The 16,602-nt window shown below is 61.3% G+C and carries 13 protein-coding genes; 9 read left to right on the top strand and 4 right to left on the bottom strand.

The annotated features are described in order from the left end of the window. Positions 1-4: 4 nt before the first annotated feature. The 3 genes from BLT26_RS04825 (at position 5) to BLT26_RS04815 (ending at position 6,381) form a co-directional block, all read left to right on the top strand. Positions 5-583, top strand: a complete 579-nt coding sequence (locus BLT26_RS04825) for a hypothetical protein (protein ID WP_091509443.1) — start codon at positions 5-7, stop codon at positions 581-583. Between the two features lie 359 nt (positions 584-942). Next, a complete protein-coding gene (katG, locus tag BLT26_RS04820) occupies positions 943-3,273 on the top strand; it encodes a catalase/peroxidase HPI (protein ID WP_175453025.1) in 2,331 nt (776 codons plus the stop codon). A 516-nt stretch (positions 3,274-3,789) separates the two neighbouring features. Beyond that, on the top strand, positions 3,790-6,381 hold the full coding sequence (locus BLT26_RS04815; protein WP_091509440.1) for a TonB-dependent receptor plug domain-containing protein: 2,592 nt from the start codon (positions 3,790-3,792) through the stop codon (positions 6,379-6,381). A gap of 72 nt (positions 6,382-6,453) precedes the next feature. Here BLT26_RS04815 and BLT26_RS04810 read toward each other — a convergent pair whose 3' ends face one another. From BLT26_RS04810 to can, 4 genes are all read right to left on the bottom strand, one after another. Then, positions 6,454-7,227, bottom strand: coding sequence for a glycerophosphodiester phosphodiesterase (locus BLT26_RS04810; RefSeq protein ID WP_091509436.1), 774 nt, complete (start codon positions 7,225-7,227; stop codon positions 6,454-6,456). Positions 7,228-7,376: 149 nt separating this feature from the next. Further along, positions 7,377-7,889, bottom strand: a complete 513-nt coding sequence (locus BLT26_RS04805; protein WP_091510946.1) for a flavin reductase family protein — start codon at positions 7,887-7,889, stop codon at positions 7,377-7,379. Positions 7,890-8,015: 126 nt separating this feature from the next. Beyond that, positions 8,016-9,680, bottom strand: a complete 1,665-nt coding sequence (locus tag BLT26_RS04800) for an FAD-dependent oxidoreductase (RefSeq protein ID WP_091509432.1) — start codon at positions 9,678-9,680, stop codon at positions 8,016-8,018. A gap of 145 nt (positions 9,681-9,825) precedes the next feature. Then, positions 9,826-10,482: a carbonate dehydratase gene (can, locus tag BLT26_RS04795; protein WP_091509429.1), complete on the bottom strand. Its 657-nt coding sequence runs from the start codon at positions 10,480-10,482 to the stop codon at positions 9,826-9,828. Between the two features lie 211 nt (positions 10,483-10,693). Here can and BLT26_RS16205 point away from each other — a divergent pair, with 211 nt between their 5' ends. The 6 genes from BLT26_RS16205 to BLT26_RS04770 all read left to right on the top strand — a co-directional run bounded on the left by BLT26_RS16205 (position 10,694) and on the right by BLT26_RS04770 (position 16,595). Further along, complete coding sequence (locus BLT26_RS16205; protein WP_139169404.1) at positions 10,694-10,906, top strand: hypothetical protein; 213 nt, start codon at positions 10,694-10,696, stop codon at positions 10,904-10,906. A 17-nt stretch (positions 10,907-10,923) separates the two neighbouring features. Continuing rightward, a complete protein-coding gene (locus BLT26_RS04790; RefSeq protein ID WP_091509426.1) occupies positions 10,924-11,424 on the top strand; it encodes a GNAT family N-acetyltransferase in 501 nt (166 codons plus the stop codon). A 257-nt stretch (positions 11,425-11,681) separates the two neighbouring features. Beyond that, positions 11,682-12,404 (top strand): hypothetical protein, encoded by a 723-nt coding sequence (locus BLT26_RS04785; protein ID WP_091509423.1) that lies wholly within the window; start codon positions 11,682-11,684, stop codon positions 12,402-12,404. Positions 12,405-12,862: 458 nt separating this feature from the next. Next, the gene (locus tag BLT26_RS04780; protein ID WP_245720593.1) at positions 12,863-13,975 is read left to right on the top strand and encodes a phospholipase A; all 1,113 of its coding nucleotides are present in this window, start codon (positions 12,863-12,865) and stop codon (positions 13,973-13,975) included. Positions 13,976-14,040: 65 nt separating this feature from the next. Further along, positions 14,041-14,445 carry an NUDIX hydrolase gene (locus BLT26_RS04775; protein WP_091509422.1) on the top strand — a complete coding sequence of 135 codons (405 nt, stop codon included), beginning with the start codon at positions 14,041-14,043 and terminating at the stop codon, positions 14,443-14,445. A gap of 128 nt (positions 14,446-14,573) precedes the next feature. After that, the gene (locus BLT26_RS04770) at positions 14,574-16,595 is read left to right on the top strand and encodes an aminotransferase class I/II-fold pyridoxal phosphate-dependent enzyme (protein ID WP_091509419.1); all 2,022 of its coding nucleotides are present in this window, start codon (positions 14,574-14,576) and stop codon (positions 16,593-16,595) included. Positions 16,596-16,602: the final 7 nt, after the last annotated feature.

The following is a 16,602-nucleotide window of genomic DNA, read 5'->3' as shown; positions in this document are numbered from 1 at the left end:
AGAGATGAATAGATATTTATTGTCGTTTTTACTCTTTTGTTCTGAGTTGGCTATCGCTAATTCAGAAGCTGTGTATTCGACAAGCGAAACTAAAGCTCTCGAATTGGCGCTTGATGTGGTTGAGGGAGAGGTTCTCGCTGAAACAGTATTTTCTCCGTCAATTGGTAATGCGTGCTTTAGTTATGTGTATCAGTTGAGGGTTGAAAAGAGCTATAAAGGTTTGATTTCCGAGTCGGAAGTTATAAGTGTAGGATTAAATATTAAGTCATTCCCTGTTGAGCCTGGGCAGAAGCAACTGATTTTGGTGATGCAGATGCCGGAGAACTATTACGATTTTTGTAGGGCGGGGGAAGCTGCTCGGTATGAAAATATGAAGGTTACTCTTGGTTACTTGGTGGGTTTGTTTGAAATCTTTTCTGATGTTAATGGTGTTGAAAAATATAGTGCAGTAAGCTGCGAAGATGATATGCCAATACTGTTTGAGGCGAGTGCGGAAAGAATGGAGAGGGTTGAAGCCGGCTGTAGAGAGGTAGTAGGTTCATATGAAGTTCTCAAACAAAAAATTATAAGTGAGTTGGAGTAAAGTAATTCTCAAAAAATAATTATGTCTATTTATTCAGAATAGAAGACCGATAAGCATGCCCTCTGGATCTGGCCTGCTATAGGTTTGTAGAAGAGGCGGCCAGCGCCAAATGGAATTTAAAGTGGTTATAAAAAGTCCTGTTCAGCGGTCTCTAGTTTCACAGGTCTACATTTACAGGCCGCCAAGGGCCTCTTCCCAGCTTTCTATTGCTTTCCAGTCCTATTGGTAAAATTAATCACGGCATTTGGCGCATAAGCTCTCCTCTGGTCGCGTTTCTCCACCACTTAACCCCCCGCCTCCTCAAATCTCTTTTATCTTACTGTTCAGGCCGTATTTCTTGTTCCCGGGAGGGCATTTCCATGTTCAATAAGAATATTTCGCGTTGGGCCCTGTTGACGATTTCTGCGTCGATGCTGCTGTTCAATCCCGCATTGGCACAGGATGAAAATCAAGGCGCCGAGGAGGAGCCGCCACTCTCGGCCAAGGGAAAGCCCGAGGGCCCCGAGAGGGAGCCCCTGGGCAGGCCCAAGTCGAACCAGTTCTGGTGGCCCGACCAGCTGGATCTCTCACCGCTGCGCGACCACGGCGCTGAATCCAATCCCCTGGGTGACGACTTCAATTATGCGAAGGCCTTCAACAGCCTCGACCTCAAGGCGGTGAAGGCGGATATCGAGAAAGCGCTGAAGACCTCCCAGGACTGGTGGCCGGCGGATTACGGGCACTATGGCCCGCTGATGATCCGCATGGCCTGGCACAGTGCGGGCACCTATCGCGTTGCGGACGGTCGCGGCGGTGCCGGTGGCGGCCAGCAGCGCTTCGATCCCCTGAACAGCTGGCCGGACAACGCCAACCTGGACAAGGCCCGGCGCCTGCTGTGGCCGGTGAAGCAGAAGTACGGCGATGCGCTTTCCTGGGCCGACCTGATGGTGCTGACCGGCAATGTGGCCCTGGAGTCCATGGGCTTCAAGACTTTCGGCTTCGGCGGCGGCCGCGAGGACGACTGGGAGCCGGACCTGGTCTACTGGGGGCCGGAGACCAAAATGCTGGAGGACGACAAACGTTTTGGTAAAGGTGGCAAGCTGCAAAACCCCCTGGCGGCCACGGTGATGGGCCTGATCTACGTGAACCCGGAGGGGCCGAATTCCAGCGGTGACCCGCTCGCCGCCGCCGAACGGATACGCACCTCTTTCGGCCGCATGGCCATGAACGACGAGGAGACCGTCGCGCTGATTGCCGGCGGCCATGCCTTCGGCAAGAACCACGGCGCGGTCAAGCAGGATTGTATCGGCCCGGAGCCTGCGGCTGCCCCTGTCGAGCAGCAGGGTTTCGGCTGGAAAAACAAATGTGGCAAGGGCAAAGGCCCCGATACCATTACCAGTGGCCTCGAGGGCGCCTGGACCGTTACTCCTGTCCAGTGGAGTAACAATTACCTGCAGAACCTCTACAACTTCGAGTGGAAGCAGGTCCGGAGCCCGGCGGGCGCCATCCAGTGGATTCCCACCGACCCCAATGCGAAAAACCTGGTGCCGGATGCCTTCGATCCCAAGAAACGCCATGCGCCGGTGATGTTGACCACGGACCTGGCCCTGAAGAAGGATCCGGCCTACCGCAAGATTTCCGAGCGGTTCAAGAACAATCCCGAGGAGCTCGATGAGGCGTTCGCGAAGGCGTGGTTCAAGCTGACCCACCGGGATATGGGCCCCAGGGCGCGCTACCTGGGCTCCGAAGTTCCGAAAGAGGACCTGATCTGGCAGGACCCGGTCCCAGCGGTGGATCACAAGCTCCTCAGCGACGGCGATGCGGAACAACTTAAAGCCAGGATCCTCGACTCCGGACTGACAGTGCCCGAGCTGGTGCGCACCGCCTGGGCCTCGGCCTCTACGTTCCGCGGCAGCGACCTGCGGGGCGGGGCCAACGGTGCCCGTATCCGCTTTGAGCCGCAGAAAGAATGGCCGGTGAATAATCCGCAGGAACTGGCAAAGGTACTGAACAAGCTCGAGAGCATTCAGCAGGACTTCAACAAGTCCCTGTCCGGTGGAAAGAAGGTTTCACTCGCCGATGTAATCGTGCTGGGCGGATCTGCCGCCATTGAGCAGGCGGCGAAGAAGGGAGGGCACAATGTGAAAGTGCCCGTGAAGCTCGGGCGGACAGATGCCACCATGGAAATGACAGACGTGGAGTCATTTACGTGGCTCGAGCCCAAGGCAGATGCTTTCCGCAACTATTACAGCAAGGACAGCGCCATGCCCCCCGCCGAGGCAATGGTGGACCGGGCCGACCAGCTGACGCTCACCGTGCCAGAGATGACCGCGCTAGTGGGAGGGATGCGGGCGCTCGGAGCAAATACCGGCGGCGCAAAACATGGCGTGTTCACCGAAAACCCGGGCACCCTGAACAACGATTTCTTCGTGAACCTGCTGGATATGTCGACCGACTGGCAGAAGTCGTCGAAGGGCGAGGGCATCTACCAGGGTGTGGACCGGAAATCGGGCAAGCCGAAATGGACAGCCACTACGGTGGACCTGATCTTCGGCTCCAACTCGGAGCTGCGGGCGGTCGCCGAGGCCTATGCGATTAAAGGTGGTGAGGAAAGGTTCGTCGATGACTTTGTGGATGCCTGGGTGAAGGTGATGAACCTGGACCGTTTCGATACCCCAGAATCCGCGGGTTCACAAACCGCGGCCCGATAACTGGATAGCCAGGGGGAGCGGGATGGCCACCCGCTCCCTGTCCAGACGGGTAAACCAAATACCGCGCCGCAGGGAAATGGTCGGGCTCTGAGGCTGGAGTATTGTTCTTTGTCCTGACTTTACTGCCACAAGTGTCGCTTCATCCCGTCACGCTGGATCTGACTGTGCGACTGGTCACGGCTTTTCCGGTCTGTTTGGGGATGAGTATTCCGCACCAGCCATGAGTAAGAAATGGCTCTCCGCTTTGTTCCCCTCAATTTGTAATGGTGGCCTCATTTGGCGGGCAATTCAGTATCGCCTGTAACAAATTTTTCTTCTGCGCCACTTGATCTTTGTCAATTGTTCTGAAGCATTGCCCACTATGCCCGGTTTGCATACTCTGACCTGCCGAAAAAGAGCAGCCACACCGTATGGCTGATTAAATATTAATCACCGCGCGTCCTGGCCGGATATCCGGCGGCGTGGGAGTCGGTGGCATAAGCATAAAAACTATAAACGAGAGAGGACGGTCCCATCATGCGTAGATATTCATTCAAGCCCTTGTCACTGGCCGTTGCCGCTGCCCTGGCGGTGCCGGTTTCCGGCGCATTTGCCCAGGAGCAGGAAAACGAGGCTCCTGCCACGGACAACCGGGTACTGGAAGAGGTGATTGCCACCGGTACCCGCCGCGAGGGCACAGCCCCCACCGAAACACTGTCACCGGTGGATGTGGTCGGCGGCGCGGACCTGGCGGACCAGGCGAGCTTTGACCTGACCGAGTCGCTGACCAAGATTGCACCATCATTCAATACACAGCGTTTCCCGATCGCCGACGGTACCGCGTTTATCCGTCCGGTAACGCTGCGTAACCTGTCGCCGGACCAGACGCTGGTACTGGTGAACGGTACCCGCCGCCATCGCTCGGCGCTGGTGAACCTGCAGGTGGCACCGCTGGGCACTGTAAACCAGGGCGCCCAGGCGGTGGACTTCTCCGCGCTGCCCTCCGCCGCGATCAAGCGGGTGGAAGTGCTGCGGGACGGCGCCTCGGCCCAGTATGGCTCTGATGCCATTGCCGGTGTGGTGAACGTGATCCTCAAAGACGATGCCGAAGGCTTTAACGTATCGGCGCAGACCGGGGAATATTTTGCGGGCGACGGCATGCGCAACAGCGTATCCGCCAATGCCGGCTTCGCACTGGGCGAGCGCGGCTTCGTGAATACTACCATCGAACGTTCCACCGCGGACAAGACCTGGCGCGGCGCGGCCCGTCCGGATGCCGAGTACGTGGGCAGTGTTGTGGGCGAGGAACTGGTGCCGCTGGAAGGACTCGGCCAGCGCTGGGGTGACCCGGAAGTGGAGACCACCAAGCTGTTCGTGAATACCGGCTATGACATCACCGACAGTGTCGAGCTGTATGGTAACTTCGGGTATTCCGACAACGAGACTATCTCGGACTTCTTCTACCGCGGCCCGGTGCTGGAACCGCAGCATGAATTCACCGCGCGCGGCACACTGCAGGTGGACAGCGATGGCGACTTTATGCCGGATCCCGCTCCGCAGTCGCTGGTAGATTCAATCCTTGCCGATGGGCTCGACCCCTCGAACTACCTGGTTGCCGATGCTTCCAGCGCCAGTGGCTACGTGCTGCGCAACCCGATCTACAGCCAGTTCCCGGGCGGTTACAACCCCCAGTTCGGCGCGAGCATCACCGATATGTCTGCCGTATTCGGCGGCCGCGGTGAGCTGGCGTCCGGTATGTCCTGGGATCTGCGTGCGCGCACTGCGGAAAACGAAGTGGCTTACGTGCTGAAGGATTCCATCAACCCGAGCCTGGGCTCACTCTCGCCCACAACCTTCAACCCGGGCACACTGACCCAGAAGGAAACGAGCGTTAATGCCGATTTCGTGAAACCCTTCGAGTTGGGCGTGCTGGCCTCGCCGCTGAACGTGGCATTTGGCATGGAGTGGCGCCGTGAGACCTACGAGATCGGCGCCGGCGACGAGGCATCGATAGTTTCCGGGCCAACCGCGGCGCAATTCGGTGTGGGATCCGATGGTTTCCAGGGCTTCCCCGTTGAGGCAGCCGGTAGCTACGACAGCGACAGTGTGGCCACCTACGTGGACCTGGAGGCGGACATCACCGATCGCCTGACTGTCGGTGCCGCAGCGCGTTATGAAGACTTCGACCAGTTTGGTTCCACCTTTGACTGGAAGCTCTCCGGGCGCTTCGACTTCAATGAGGCCTTTGCACTGCGCGGCACCCTGAATACCGGCTTCCGGGCGCCGACGCCCGGCCAGGTCAACACGCTGAACGTCACCACCACGGCGGATGCCAGTGGCAACCTGATCCCGAACGGTACCTATCCGGTCAGCCACCCGGTGGCTGAAGCCCTTGGCGCGGTGCCGCTGACCCCGGAAGAGTCCGCAAGCTTTACCCTGGGGGCAGTGATTACGCCGTTCGAAAACACCAGTGTCACTATCGATTACTACGCCATTGCAATCAATGATCGCCTGGCTCTGCGCAACAACGCCATCGGTGCTGAGGAAGTTGCACAGCTCAGTGCCGCCGGTATTGATAACGCCGCACTGCTTGCCGGCAGCAACGCCAACTTCTTCGTCAATGCCTACGATTCAGAGGTCAGTGGTATCGACCTGGCAATCACCAGCGATTTCGAAGTGGCCGGTAACCTGTTGACCGTGGACCTGCGCCACAACCACAACCAGCAGGAAGTTACCGATGTTGCCCCGAATACCATCAATGACCTGCGCGTGTACGACCTGGAAAACCAGGTGCCGAGCGACCGCACGGCACTGACATTCGACTACGACACCGGCGGTCTGATGAATGGCTACCTGCGCTTCAACCGTTTCAGTGACTGGGAGTCAACCGGCGGCTTGTTCGGATCCGGCCCCGCCACTTACAGCGGCAAGGTCCTGACCGATATGGAGGTTACCTTCAACCTGGCGGATAACTACAAAGTTGCTGTCGGTGGGGAGAATATCTTCGACGTAGAGGCCGATGAGGAATCCGACCCGACGCTGCAGTACCTGGGCGTACGCCAGTCGTTGACCTCGCCCTTTGGCTTTAACGGTGGCTTCTGGTACCTGCGCGCCAGCGCGCAGTTCTGATCCAGCACGCTACCCAACAAAAAAGCCGGCGCTTGCGCCGGCTTTTTTGTTGCCTGTGCGGGGAGCTCGATCTCAGAGCGGCCCTACGGTGTGTGTATCCTGACCATCCTGGTCCAGGAACAGCATCTCGGCGGTTTTCGCCTCGTTGTAGTCCATCACCAGCTGCGGTTCATCGGTGAATACGCCATCGGCGCCCATGGCAGCCACCAGGTGCAGGTCGTCGATGTTGTTGACGGTAAACACGTAATTGCGGAGCCCCCGGCGCCTGGCGTCGGCAATCAGCTCCGCGTTGACGAAGTCCAGGCTCAGGTGCATGGAATAGGCCTTGAGGGGCTCGGCGCAGGCGGCCAGCTCCAGTGGAATGCCGGCCAGCAGCACCCCGCGGCGCACCTCAGGCAGCAGCTGCAGGCTTTCGTAGAGCTGGCGGTGATCGAAGGACGAGACCAGGTACTGCTCGAAGCAGGCGCCGGTATCACGAACATAGGACTCCAGCTCCTGTGCCACCAGTGCGGCGCAGTTGGGGCCCTTTATCTCGATGTTGAGCTGGCAGTTGTTGCCCACGGTCTCCAGCACTTCGCGCAGGGTGGGGACCCGTCCACCACAGGGCAAAAGTTTTTCACGCAGGGCATCGGGGCAGAGGTCGGTGAGCAGTTCGCTGCCGGCGATAAGCCGGCCCAGGCGCCGGTCGTGTTTGACCAGCAGTTGGCCGCGGACATTCCAGATGTCGATCTCGACACCGTCCACGTCGTACTCCAGCGCGTGCTCGATGGCCTGGAGGGTGTTTTCTGAGGCTCTCTGCCGGATGCCCCGGTGGGCAAAGCAGAAGAGGGTACCGGGTGTCTGCATAAGTCACCGCCCGAGAGTTGCGCAATGTCCAGTCTGCCCTTGAATTATGACGTCAAGATGACAGAACAACCAAGGCCGGTCAGCGCATTCTGTGAGAGTTTTGGCAGACGCGTTTGCGCCGCGAGGAGGCGAGCGCCGCTACCGGGAAATCAGTCCCCGGCCAGGGCGCGATAGCGACCGAGGTGGAAGATCAGTGGTTCGCCGCCATTGGCGGTGAAATCCAGCACTTCACCCAGCAGGATGGTATGGTCGCCGCCTTCAATGCACTGTGCCAGCCGGCAGTGGAACACCGCCGCGCATTCCGCCAGCAGCGGGACCTGGTTGGGGCCCTCCTGCCACCGCACCTGGCCGAACTTGTCGGCGCCGCGACCGGCAAACAGGTTGGAGACATGCTGCTGGTCCGCCCTCAGCACGTGCACGGCGAAGTGCCCCTCGGCGGTGAAGGCGTCGTAGCCGAGGGATTCCTTGTCGATGCTCCACAGTACCAGCGGCGGATCCAGTGACACCGAATTGAAGCTGTTGACGGTCATGCCTACGGGCTGCCCATTCGCATCGGTCGTGGTCACCACGGTCACACCAGTGGCGAACTGTCCCAGGGTGTCGCGCAGGGCGCGACTCTGGTCGGGTACGGGATGGGGAGCTGTGGTGCTGTCTGTCGTCATACCGTTGGTCAAAAATTGAGCAAATTTCGGGTTGGCGGCCATTCTACGCGAAAAGGGCGCCAATTGCGCGTTTTACCTCGTGAGTGCCTGCGCGAGGCCATTTATGGCCCCGCACAGTCTTCCGACTCAGGAGTCAGTTTTCATCAGGGGGGCGCACTCGGCGACCAGGGCGTCCCGGGCGGTGATACGGGACCCTGTCAGGGCAAAGCCCAGCAGGCGCCCACTGCCGTCGCGGAACTCCGCCTGCACGCCGTCGCTGTCGGCCTGCACCTGCCACTCGCCCTCGGCACCGGCCCCCGGGGGGCATACGGTGGTGGGGCGCAGTGTGGTCTTGACCGCTACCGGAATGGCGCCGTACTGGACGCTGCTGGGGCTGCCCGCCAGGGTCTGCGCCAGTGAGCGGGCGCAGGCCATCAGTGGGGCGACAAAGTAAAGCAGGTGGCCGTCCACCTCGGCACAGTCACCGAGGGCGAAGATATTCTCGTCACTGGTGCGCAGCTGCCGGTCGACGCGAATACCGCGGCCCACCTCCAGGCCTGCTGCTTGTGCCAGGCCGGTGTTCGCCTGCAGGCCGAGGGCGGCCAGGGCGAGATCGGCCTCCACTGCCTTGCCGTTGTCCAGCTGCGCGTACAGGCCGGTGCCGCGGCGCTCGAGTCGCTCCAGCCGGCTTCCGGTATGGAAGTGCACGCCCGCGGCTTCCAGCTTGCGGCGCAGGTCGCGCCCCGCCGTTTCCGGCAGGATGGTGGCCAGCGGCCAGCCAAGCGGGTCAACCACATCCACTTCGTAGCCAGCCTGCACCAGGTCGTTGGCGAACTCACACCCGATCAGGCCCGCGCCCAGCAGCAGTACCCGGCGCCGGTTGGCCAGTGCGGTGCGGAAACCATGGTAATCGTCCAGGCTGTTGACGCGGAACAGCCGCGCCAGGCCATCGCCCTCGATGGGGGGCAGCGGACGGCAGCTGGCGCCGGTAGCCAGCACCAGCCTGGCGTAACGCAGGGAAGCCCGGTGACTGCCGTTGGCGGGTACCAGGGTGAGCGTACGCGCGGCTGCATCGATATCGTCCACCTGCGTGTGGACGAGGATCTCGGCGTGAAGCTCCCGCGCCATCTCCTCGGCGGAGCTGGTGGCCAGCTGCTGCGGGGTTTTGCCGTGGGCCAGTGAGGCCGAGAGCAATGGCTTGGAATAGAAGGTGCCGTCGTCTGCGGTGACCAGCACCAGCGGGGTGGTGCGATCCAGCTTGCGGAATTCACGCGCCAGGTTGTAACCGGCGAGACCGGTGCCAATGATCACCAGCGGGTCCGCGTCGCTGTCGATTTCCGGGGCTGCCGGGGTGGCGGGTTCGGCAGCTTCCGCCCCGCCTGACACCAGTACCATGTCAAATTCGTCCTTGCCCACGCCGCACTGGGGACAGCACCAGTCCTCCGGGATGTCCTCCCAGCGGGTACCCGGGGCGATGCCGTCCTCCGGCCAGCCCTTGGCCTCGTCATAGACCCAGCCGCACACCATGCACTCCCAGATCCGGGTGCCGGTCTGGCGGGCGGGGATTGTCCCTTCCCTGTCTGCTGCCGATCTGGTGTCAGTTTCCGTTACGGAGGGCCTGGGGGGCTCGCTCGCGGCCTCTACCTCGAGCATGAGGAACTCTGCCTTGGCGGCGCCGCACTCGGGGCAGCTCCAGTGCTCGGGAATATCCTCCCAGCGGGTACCGGGCGCAATGCCGTCTTCCGGCCAGCCCTTGGATTCGTCGTAAATCCAGCCACAGATCTGGCATTCCCATACACGGTATTGCGTCATCAACTCCCCCGGCTTTAAGCGTACTTCGTGCGTGAATCCGGGCCGCGACGCGGCACTTCCTGCCGCTGATTACGGATGCGACCCGCCACCCCGGGGCCGGGGTGGTGAGGTCTGGCAGTGTAAGGAAAATATGGCGCTAAGTCTGCTACTCGACGTCGCGCTGGGCGATATTGGTGAGCGCGCTGTGGTAGACCTCGGAGATTTCCCCGGGGTTGGCAATGGAGATGCCCAGGTCGTGCACCAGCCCGTCCTTGAGGCCGTAAACCCAGCCGTTCACGGAAAGCTCCTGGCCCCGACGCCAGGCATCGCGGACGATGGTGGTCTGGCATACATGGATGACCTGTTCGAGCACGTTGAGCTCGCATAACAGGTCGACGCGCTCCTTCTGCTGGAACAGGTCCACCAGCGTGTGGTGTTTCTCTCGGACATCCTGGATATGCCGCAGCCAGTTGTCGATCAGGCCCAGTTGCTGGTTTTCCAGCGCGGCCTGGACACCGCCGCAACCGTAGTGCCCGCACACGATGATGTGCTTGACCTTGAGGATTTCCACCGCGTACTGCAGCACGGACAGGCAATTCAGGTCCGTATGCACCACCACGTTGGCCACATTGCGGTGTACGAACAGCTCTCCGGGCAGCAGCCCCACAATTTCATTGGCGGGCACACGGCTGTCGGCACAGCCGATCCACAGGTACTCCGGCGTCTGCTGTTTTGACAGTTTGAGGAAGAAATCCGGCTGTTCACGGCGCGTGGCCTGGGACCACTGCTCGTTATTGTTCAGTAGGTGCTTGAGTGGATGCAAAATCTTATCCCGGTATCGATGGTCGGAACGGGTCAGTGACCATTGGGTTCTGGTGATCGGTGAGCATAGCGTTTTTGGCAATTCCGGCCAAGTTGCGTGGCGCTGCCGGCCTGCCTGAACCCTTGCCAATGATCTGGTAAGCTGCCGGGGTCCCGGAGCAGCTGCGGCAGCAGCCGCTGTCCGGTTGTTATTGCACCTGAGGAGTTAGGCCATGGCCCGACGTCGACCGGCCCGCTTGTCCCTGCGCGTGCGCCGCCGCGCCTTTCGCGCGACGCCCCTTTGCCGACGGAAAGCCCGGGTACGCTGGCTGTGGAAGCAACGCACCCGCGTGCGCAGCTACAAGCGGTTGTTCAATGGGGAAGAAGAGTCTGTGGCGACCAGCGGCGATGGGGCAGTGGCTGCAGGCAAACAAACGTCTGACTGAGATAGTGGAAAACTGCGATGAGCGAAGTTGTGGAAGCACCGGTAGAGGTGAAACTGGCTGACTATACGGATGCGCGCCAGGGGGAAGATATTATCGCGCTGATGGATCATTATGCGCGCGATCCTTTCGGCGGTGGAGAGCCGCTGAGCCAGTTCTGCCGCGAGCAGCTGGTGAAAAAGCTGGCCGGCTTTCCCGGCGCGTTCACCGTGCTGGCCTACCAGGGGGGGCGCGCCATCGGCCTGGTGAACTGCTTTACCGGGTTCTCGACCTTCCAGTGCGCGCCGCTGGTCAATATCCATGACGTGGTGGTACACCGGGACGCGCGGGGTGCCGGAGTCTGTTCCGCAATGCTGGAGCTGGTGGCGGCGGAAGCCCGCGCCCGCGGTTGCGGAAAGCTGACCATGGAAGTGCTGGAGAAGAACCTGCCTGCCCAGACCGCCTACCGCAAGGCGGGTTTCAAACCCTACACCCTCGATGAGTCCCACGGGGCGGCAATCTTCTGGCAGCGCTACCTCTGAGTTGACGGCCGCGGGCGTCCGTGACGACGCCCCCCGGCTGTGAACAGGTAGCGGGTATGAGGGGGGCACCTCCGGGGCGCCGATTGCCATGCTACCGGCCCGTGGTGGCGCGCCTGCACCACTCTGGCGCAAATACTTTTCTGCGTTTCCTGCGGCGCCAATCGCGGCGTATTTCTCTCCCGTTGTGCAATACTTTTTGCAGCATTGGTCCAGTGCTTTCACAAGGTTGTGATCACAGGACGGGCAGGAGGAGTGCGATGCGATTGAAGTCAAATCTGGCGCAGGGACGCTACTACTACAGCTGTGACGGCCGCGAGATGCCGGTGCGCGATTACTGGCAGCTGGGTAGGGATGAAGAAGGCCGGCAGGTGCTGGTCAGCCAGCGCCTGGTCGGGGCAGAGCGCTTCGGCCTGGAGGTCGGGGCTGTGCTCGACAAGGGGTTGGTGACCGAGTGCGAGTTGACCTGGCGCGACGAAGTCGACGACGTCACGGCCCGCTACCGGCTGCTATGCCCGGACGGCGACAAACCCGCCCTGGGCGATGATATCGAGGCCTGCTGGACCGGCCCCAATGGTCCCCAGGAGGCGCGCCTCGATGGCTGCGCGCGGTTACTGTTTCCCCTGATGCGTATCTTCATGGGCCCACTGCTGCTGAAGCTGCAACAGTGCGAGCGGGGACTCGAGGTGGTATCCCCGGATATCGTCGATCCGTCGCAACGCGGCAAGCTGCTCGCTCCCCGGGTAAGCCACCGCTCCGCCCGCCCCATGTCGGGAGCCGGAGCAAGCCAGGGAGCCCACGAGCTGGGTGCCGATGTGACTGGCTTTATCTACCAGGGCGATGAGGCGGAGCGCGATGCCCATTGCTATGTCGACCGGCGGGGCCTGCTGGTGGGTTACGACTGGCCATCGAGCACCGGTCGCCTGTGGCAGGTGCGCCTGCGCGACCTGGAGTGGTCCGGCGCCCTGGGCGCGCTCGGCTGAAATCCCGCCTGCGGCGCGAGTTGCGCTGGAGGCTGAGGCTGGCGGCGGGGTAGCGGCGCGGTATCAGTCGCCATTGCCCCCGCACATTTCCCGAAACCTCTCTCCGGCACGGCCTTCATCGGTGCCGCCGCGATCCGGTGGGCGGCGCGCGAGCGTATAACCTCTGATGCCGGTCTGGCGGCCGCATTCCTCCCGGGTTAAAGTGCACAGCCACCCAGGAGGCGGCATCCCCATTGGCGAGTGACGCTGCCGCGCAATTTTGGCTGGAAACTTCACTACTCACAAAAACCGTTTAGCGGGCAATGAATACTTCGTGCCTGTGAATATCCCAGGGGGCCTGGCCTACAGTCGCCAGCCACGAAAACCTGGCAGCCGCTGGGACTGCTGCGACGATAAAATATGCCCGCTAGTTATCGAACGTGAATCCGGGGGAGGGCAAATTGCCACTGACTAGGTTTTTGAAACATCTGTTGCTTGCGCTGTTGGCGACGGGCGTATTTGCGGCCGACGCGCAGGAGCCGGAACCTGAAAGCGAGGTAGAGAGCGCCGGGCAGGCGAGTGAGCTTTCCCCGGAGGCCAGCCTCGAAGAGCAGGAGCAGGCCTGCCTGCGCGAGCAGCTGTTGGTGGCCCCCGCGAGTATCACGCTGGAGGAAATGCGTCGATTCTGTGCCGTGCGGGTGCGGGAGATCCCCGCAGAGCGGGAACCGCAGCCGCTCTTTGGCACTGTGGCAGAACCGCCGCCGGGCGAGACCGAGACCACTCTTGAAGCCGAGACCAGCAAGGCCGCGCAGGCAATCCGCGACGCGGCCAACAACCCCTTCACACTCGCCTCGCACAAGGTCAATTACCTGTTGCCGGTGGTCTACAACCCGTCGCCCAACGAGGCCGGCCTCGAGGATTTTGATGTGGAGGGGGCTGACACCAGGCTCGATAAGGTCGAGGTTCAGTTCCAGCTCTCGGTGCAGGTTCCGGTCTGGCGCGGCTTCCTGGGCAAGGCTTCGTTCATGAGCCTGGCCTATACAAACAAAAGCTTCTGGCAGGCCTACAACTCCGAGGATTCCTCACCCTTCCGGGAAACGAACCACGAGCCGGAAATGATCGTTACCTGGCTCAACGACTGGTCGGTGCTCGGCTTCCAGAACGTGGCCAACCAGCTGGCGATCAATCACCAGTCCAATGGTCGCAGCGGGAGCCTGTCGCGAAGCTGGAACCGTATTTATGCCAATTTCTTCTTCGAACGGGAGAATGTCATTATCAGTTTCAAGCCCTGGTACCGGATTCCGGAGGATCGCGAGAATGACGACAATCCGGATATCGAGGCGTACCTGGGTCACTTCGAGCTGGCCGGTACATTTACCGGTGCGAATGGCCACAGTGTGTCCATGATGCTGCGCAATAACCTGCGCTCGGACAACCACGGGGCCTTCGAGCTACGCTGGGGGTTTCCCCTCGGCAGCCGGGTGCGCGGATACGTCAAATACTTTACCGGTTACGGCGAGAGCCTGATCGATTACGATGAGGCGGTGAATACGCTCGGTGTCGGTTTCGAGCTCGCCCGCGGAACCCAGTAGTGCCGCGCGGCCTGCCGGCAGCGCCCGGAAATGGATGAGCAGGGGTTCAACTGGCGGGAGTCAGCATGGGATTCGAAGACACTTATCGCCTCAGCGCCCACGCGGTGATCACCAATGAAACCGGGCAGGTCCTGCAGCTGCGGGCCACCTACGCGGATCGCAACTGGGGGCTGCCCGGGGGTGCCCTGGACCCGGGCGAGACAATACACGAGGCCCTGTTGAGGGAGTGTCGCGAGGAGTTGGGGCGCGAAGTCCGGATCGATTACCTTAGCGGCGTCTATTACCACCGTGTCTACCGCTCGCATGTCTTCATATTTCGCGCTCATTTTGCGGACTCCGGCGCCATCACCCTGTCGAACGAGCATTCCGAACTGGCCTACTTTTCCCTTGGGGAGCTCTCCCCGGTCCAGCGCCAGCGGGTGCGGGAATGCCTGGAGTTCGACGGCCGGGTGCGCAGCGATAAATTCTGACCGCAGGCAGTTGGGAAGGTCCCTGTTGCTCGGGCTCTCCAGCACCCGGATTTCCCATAAAATCAGCAGGTTGCGTGTGGCGTGAGGCGCCCGGTGCCGGTGCAGCGACTATGCTGTATGGGTGACTTATGCGTGTGGGCCTGACCATGCCTGACCTGGGCAACCTGACCGAGCGCCGGCAGTCGCTGGAATGCCGGGTGGTGCTGATCAGTTCCGACCAGCAACTGGCGGGCGAGTGGGTCGAGGCACTGAATATCACTGCCAGCCAGCATGAGAATCCTTTTGGCCTGCGCTTCGAGTCAGTCCCGTTGCCGGGAGTAGAGCGCGTTTTGCGCCAGGAGGCGAACCTGCAGGCGCTGATCGTCGATGCCGGTATCGAGCCGGCGGGGCTGGCCGCCGCGGAGCAGCTGGCAGACCGGCTGTATGCCTTCCGGGCGCAGTTGAACGTCTTCCTGGTGGCCCAGGACTGCTCGTTGACGGTGTCCGCCCGCCAGCGCTTTGATGAGCTGTTTGACCGACGCGAGGGCAACTTCAACCAGATATTCCGCCTGGTCCAGGCATTCATAGCCCGCCGCGCATCCACTCCCTTTGCCGATACCCTGAAGGAATACGTATTCAGCGCCAGGGACGCGTGGCACACGCCTGGCCATTCCGGCGGGGACAGCCTGCGCAGCAGCCCCTGGGTGGGGGATTTCTACCGTTTCATGGGGGAACATATCTTCAATACTGACCTGTCCGTGTCGGTGCAGGTGCTGGACAGCCTGCTGGAACCCCACTCAGTAATCCAGGAGGCACAGGACCTGGCGGCGAAAACCTTTGGTGCCGAGCACACTTTTTTCCTCACCAACGGCACTTCGACCGCCAACAAGGTGGTGATCCAGCAGATCCTGGGCGGCGGGGGCAAGATCATCGTCGACCAGGCGTGTCACAAGTCGGTGCACCATGCCATCGTACTCAACCGCTGCGAGCCCGTTTACCTCAAGTCGGTGCTGCATCCCCAGTACGGCATCTATGGCCCTGTACGCAGGGCCGATATCGAATGGGCCCTGGAGGAGCACGGCGATGCACGCCTGCTGGTGGTCACTTCATGCACCTATGACGGGCTCCGCTATGACCTGCAGCCGATCATCGAGCGCGCCCATGCGCGTGGGGTGAAAGTGCTGGTGGACGAGGCCTGGTACGCACATGGCTACTTCCACCCGGACCTGCGCCCGACGGCACTTGAATGCGGGGCCGATTACGTCACGCAGAGTACCCACAAAATGCTCTCTGCATTTTCGCAGGCGAGCATGATCCACGTGCAGGACCCGGAGTTTGATGAATTCCGCTTCCGGGAAAACCTGAACATGCACGCGTCTACCAGCCCCCAGTACGCGATGATCGCCAGCCTCGATGTGGCGCGCAAACAGATGGCTATGGAAGGTTACAGTCGTTTACGCGTGTGCATGCGTATGGTGGAAAAACTGCGCCGGGCGGTGGATGAGACCGGCGTGTTTCGCGCGCTCGGCCAGGACGAGCTGATTCCGGGACCGCTGGCGGCAGACAATATCCGCCTGGATCCCACCAAGGTAACCATCGACATATCGGCAAGTGGTTATTCGGGCAAGGAAATGCAGATCCGTCTCTTCGACCGGTACGGCATCCAGGTGGAGAAAACTACTTACAACACCATCAGCGTGCTGGTGACCCTGGGGAGTACCGAGAGCAAGTTGCTGCGGCTGGTCCACGCCGTGAAGCAACTCGCCCAGCAGCGACGCCGGCGGCTGCGGGCCGGCCGGCCGCGGCGCCTGCCAGAATTCACCTGCCTTACCTGCCTGCCGGCTGACGCCTACTTCTCGGATGCCGAGGAGTTGCCGCTGATGGACGATGGTATCCAGGCAGAGCGGCGGCTGGTGGGGCGCACCAGCGCCGACGAAATAGTGCCCTATCCGCCGGGGATACCGGTGCTGGTGCCGGGGCAGGAAATTTCGGCGGAAATCGTGCAGTTCCTGCAGCAGCTATTACAGGGGCAGGCAGCCACGGAGATCCACGGACTGATATTCCGCTCGGATGAGCCAATGCTGCGGGTGGTGCGCGACGCGCCGTCGCGGGAGCCGGCTGGGGCTGAACCGGCTGCGGGTGAACCCCGTAGTTCCGGGCAGGGGCCCTGAATTAAAG

The sequence above is a fragment of the Microbulbifer yueqingensis genome, assembly GCF_900100355.1.
Lineage (GTDB): Bacteria > Pseudomonadota > Gammaproteobacteria > Pseudomonadales > Cellvibrionaceae > Microbulbifer > Microbulbifer yueqingensis.
The sequence above is the reverse complement of the archived record's forward strand: the minus strand, read 5'-3'. Positions and strand labels throughout refer to the sequence as shown.

Excerpts from the sequence above, each read along its gene's own strand:
- BLT26_RS04825 (WP_091509443.1), top strand. The coding sequence starts at position 5 with ATGAATAGATATTTATTGTCGTTTTTACTCTTTTGTTCTGAGTTGGCT.
- katG (WP_175453025.1), top strand. The coding sequence starts at position 943 with ATGTTCAATAAGAATATTTCGCGTTGGGCCCTGTTGACGATTTCTGCG.
- BLT26_RS04815 (WP_091509440.1), top strand. The coding sequence starts at position 3,790 with ATGCGTAGATATTCATTCAAGCCCTTGTCACTGGCCGTTGCCGCTGCC.
- BLT26_RS04810 (WP_091509436.1), bottom strand. The coding sequence starts at position 7,227 with ATGCAGACACCCGGTACCCTCTTCTGCTTTGCCCACCGGGGCATCCGG.
- BLT26_RS04805 (WP_091510946.1), bottom strand. The coding sequence starts at position 7,889 with ATGACGACAGACAGCACCACAGCTCCCCATCCCGTACCCGACCAGAGT.
- BLT26_RS04800 (WP_091509432.1), bottom strand. The coding sequence starts at position 9,680 with ATGACGCAATACCGTGTATGGGAATGCCAGATCTGTGGCTGGATTTAC.
- BLT26_RS16205 (WP_139169404.1), top strand. The coding sequence starts at position 10,694 with ATGGCCCGACGTCGACCGGCCCGCTTGTCCCTGCGCGTGCGCCGCCGC.
- BLT26_RS04790 (WP_091509426.1), top strand. The coding sequence starts at position 10,924 with ATGAGCGAAGTTGTGGAAGCACCGGTAGAGGTGAAACTGGCTGACTAT.
- BLT26_RS04785 (WP_091509423.1), top strand. The coding sequence starts at position 11,682 with ATGCGATTGAAGTCAAATCTGGCGCAGGGACGCTACTACTACAGCTGT.
- BLT26_RS04775 (WP_091509422.1), top strand. The coding sequence starts at position 14,041 with ATGGGATTCGAAGACACTTATCGCCTCAGCGCCCACGCGGTGATCACC.
- BLT26_RS04770 (WP_091509419.1), top strand. The coding sequence starts at position 14,574 with ATGCGTGTGGGCCTGACCATGCCTGACCTGGGCAACCTGACCGAGCGC.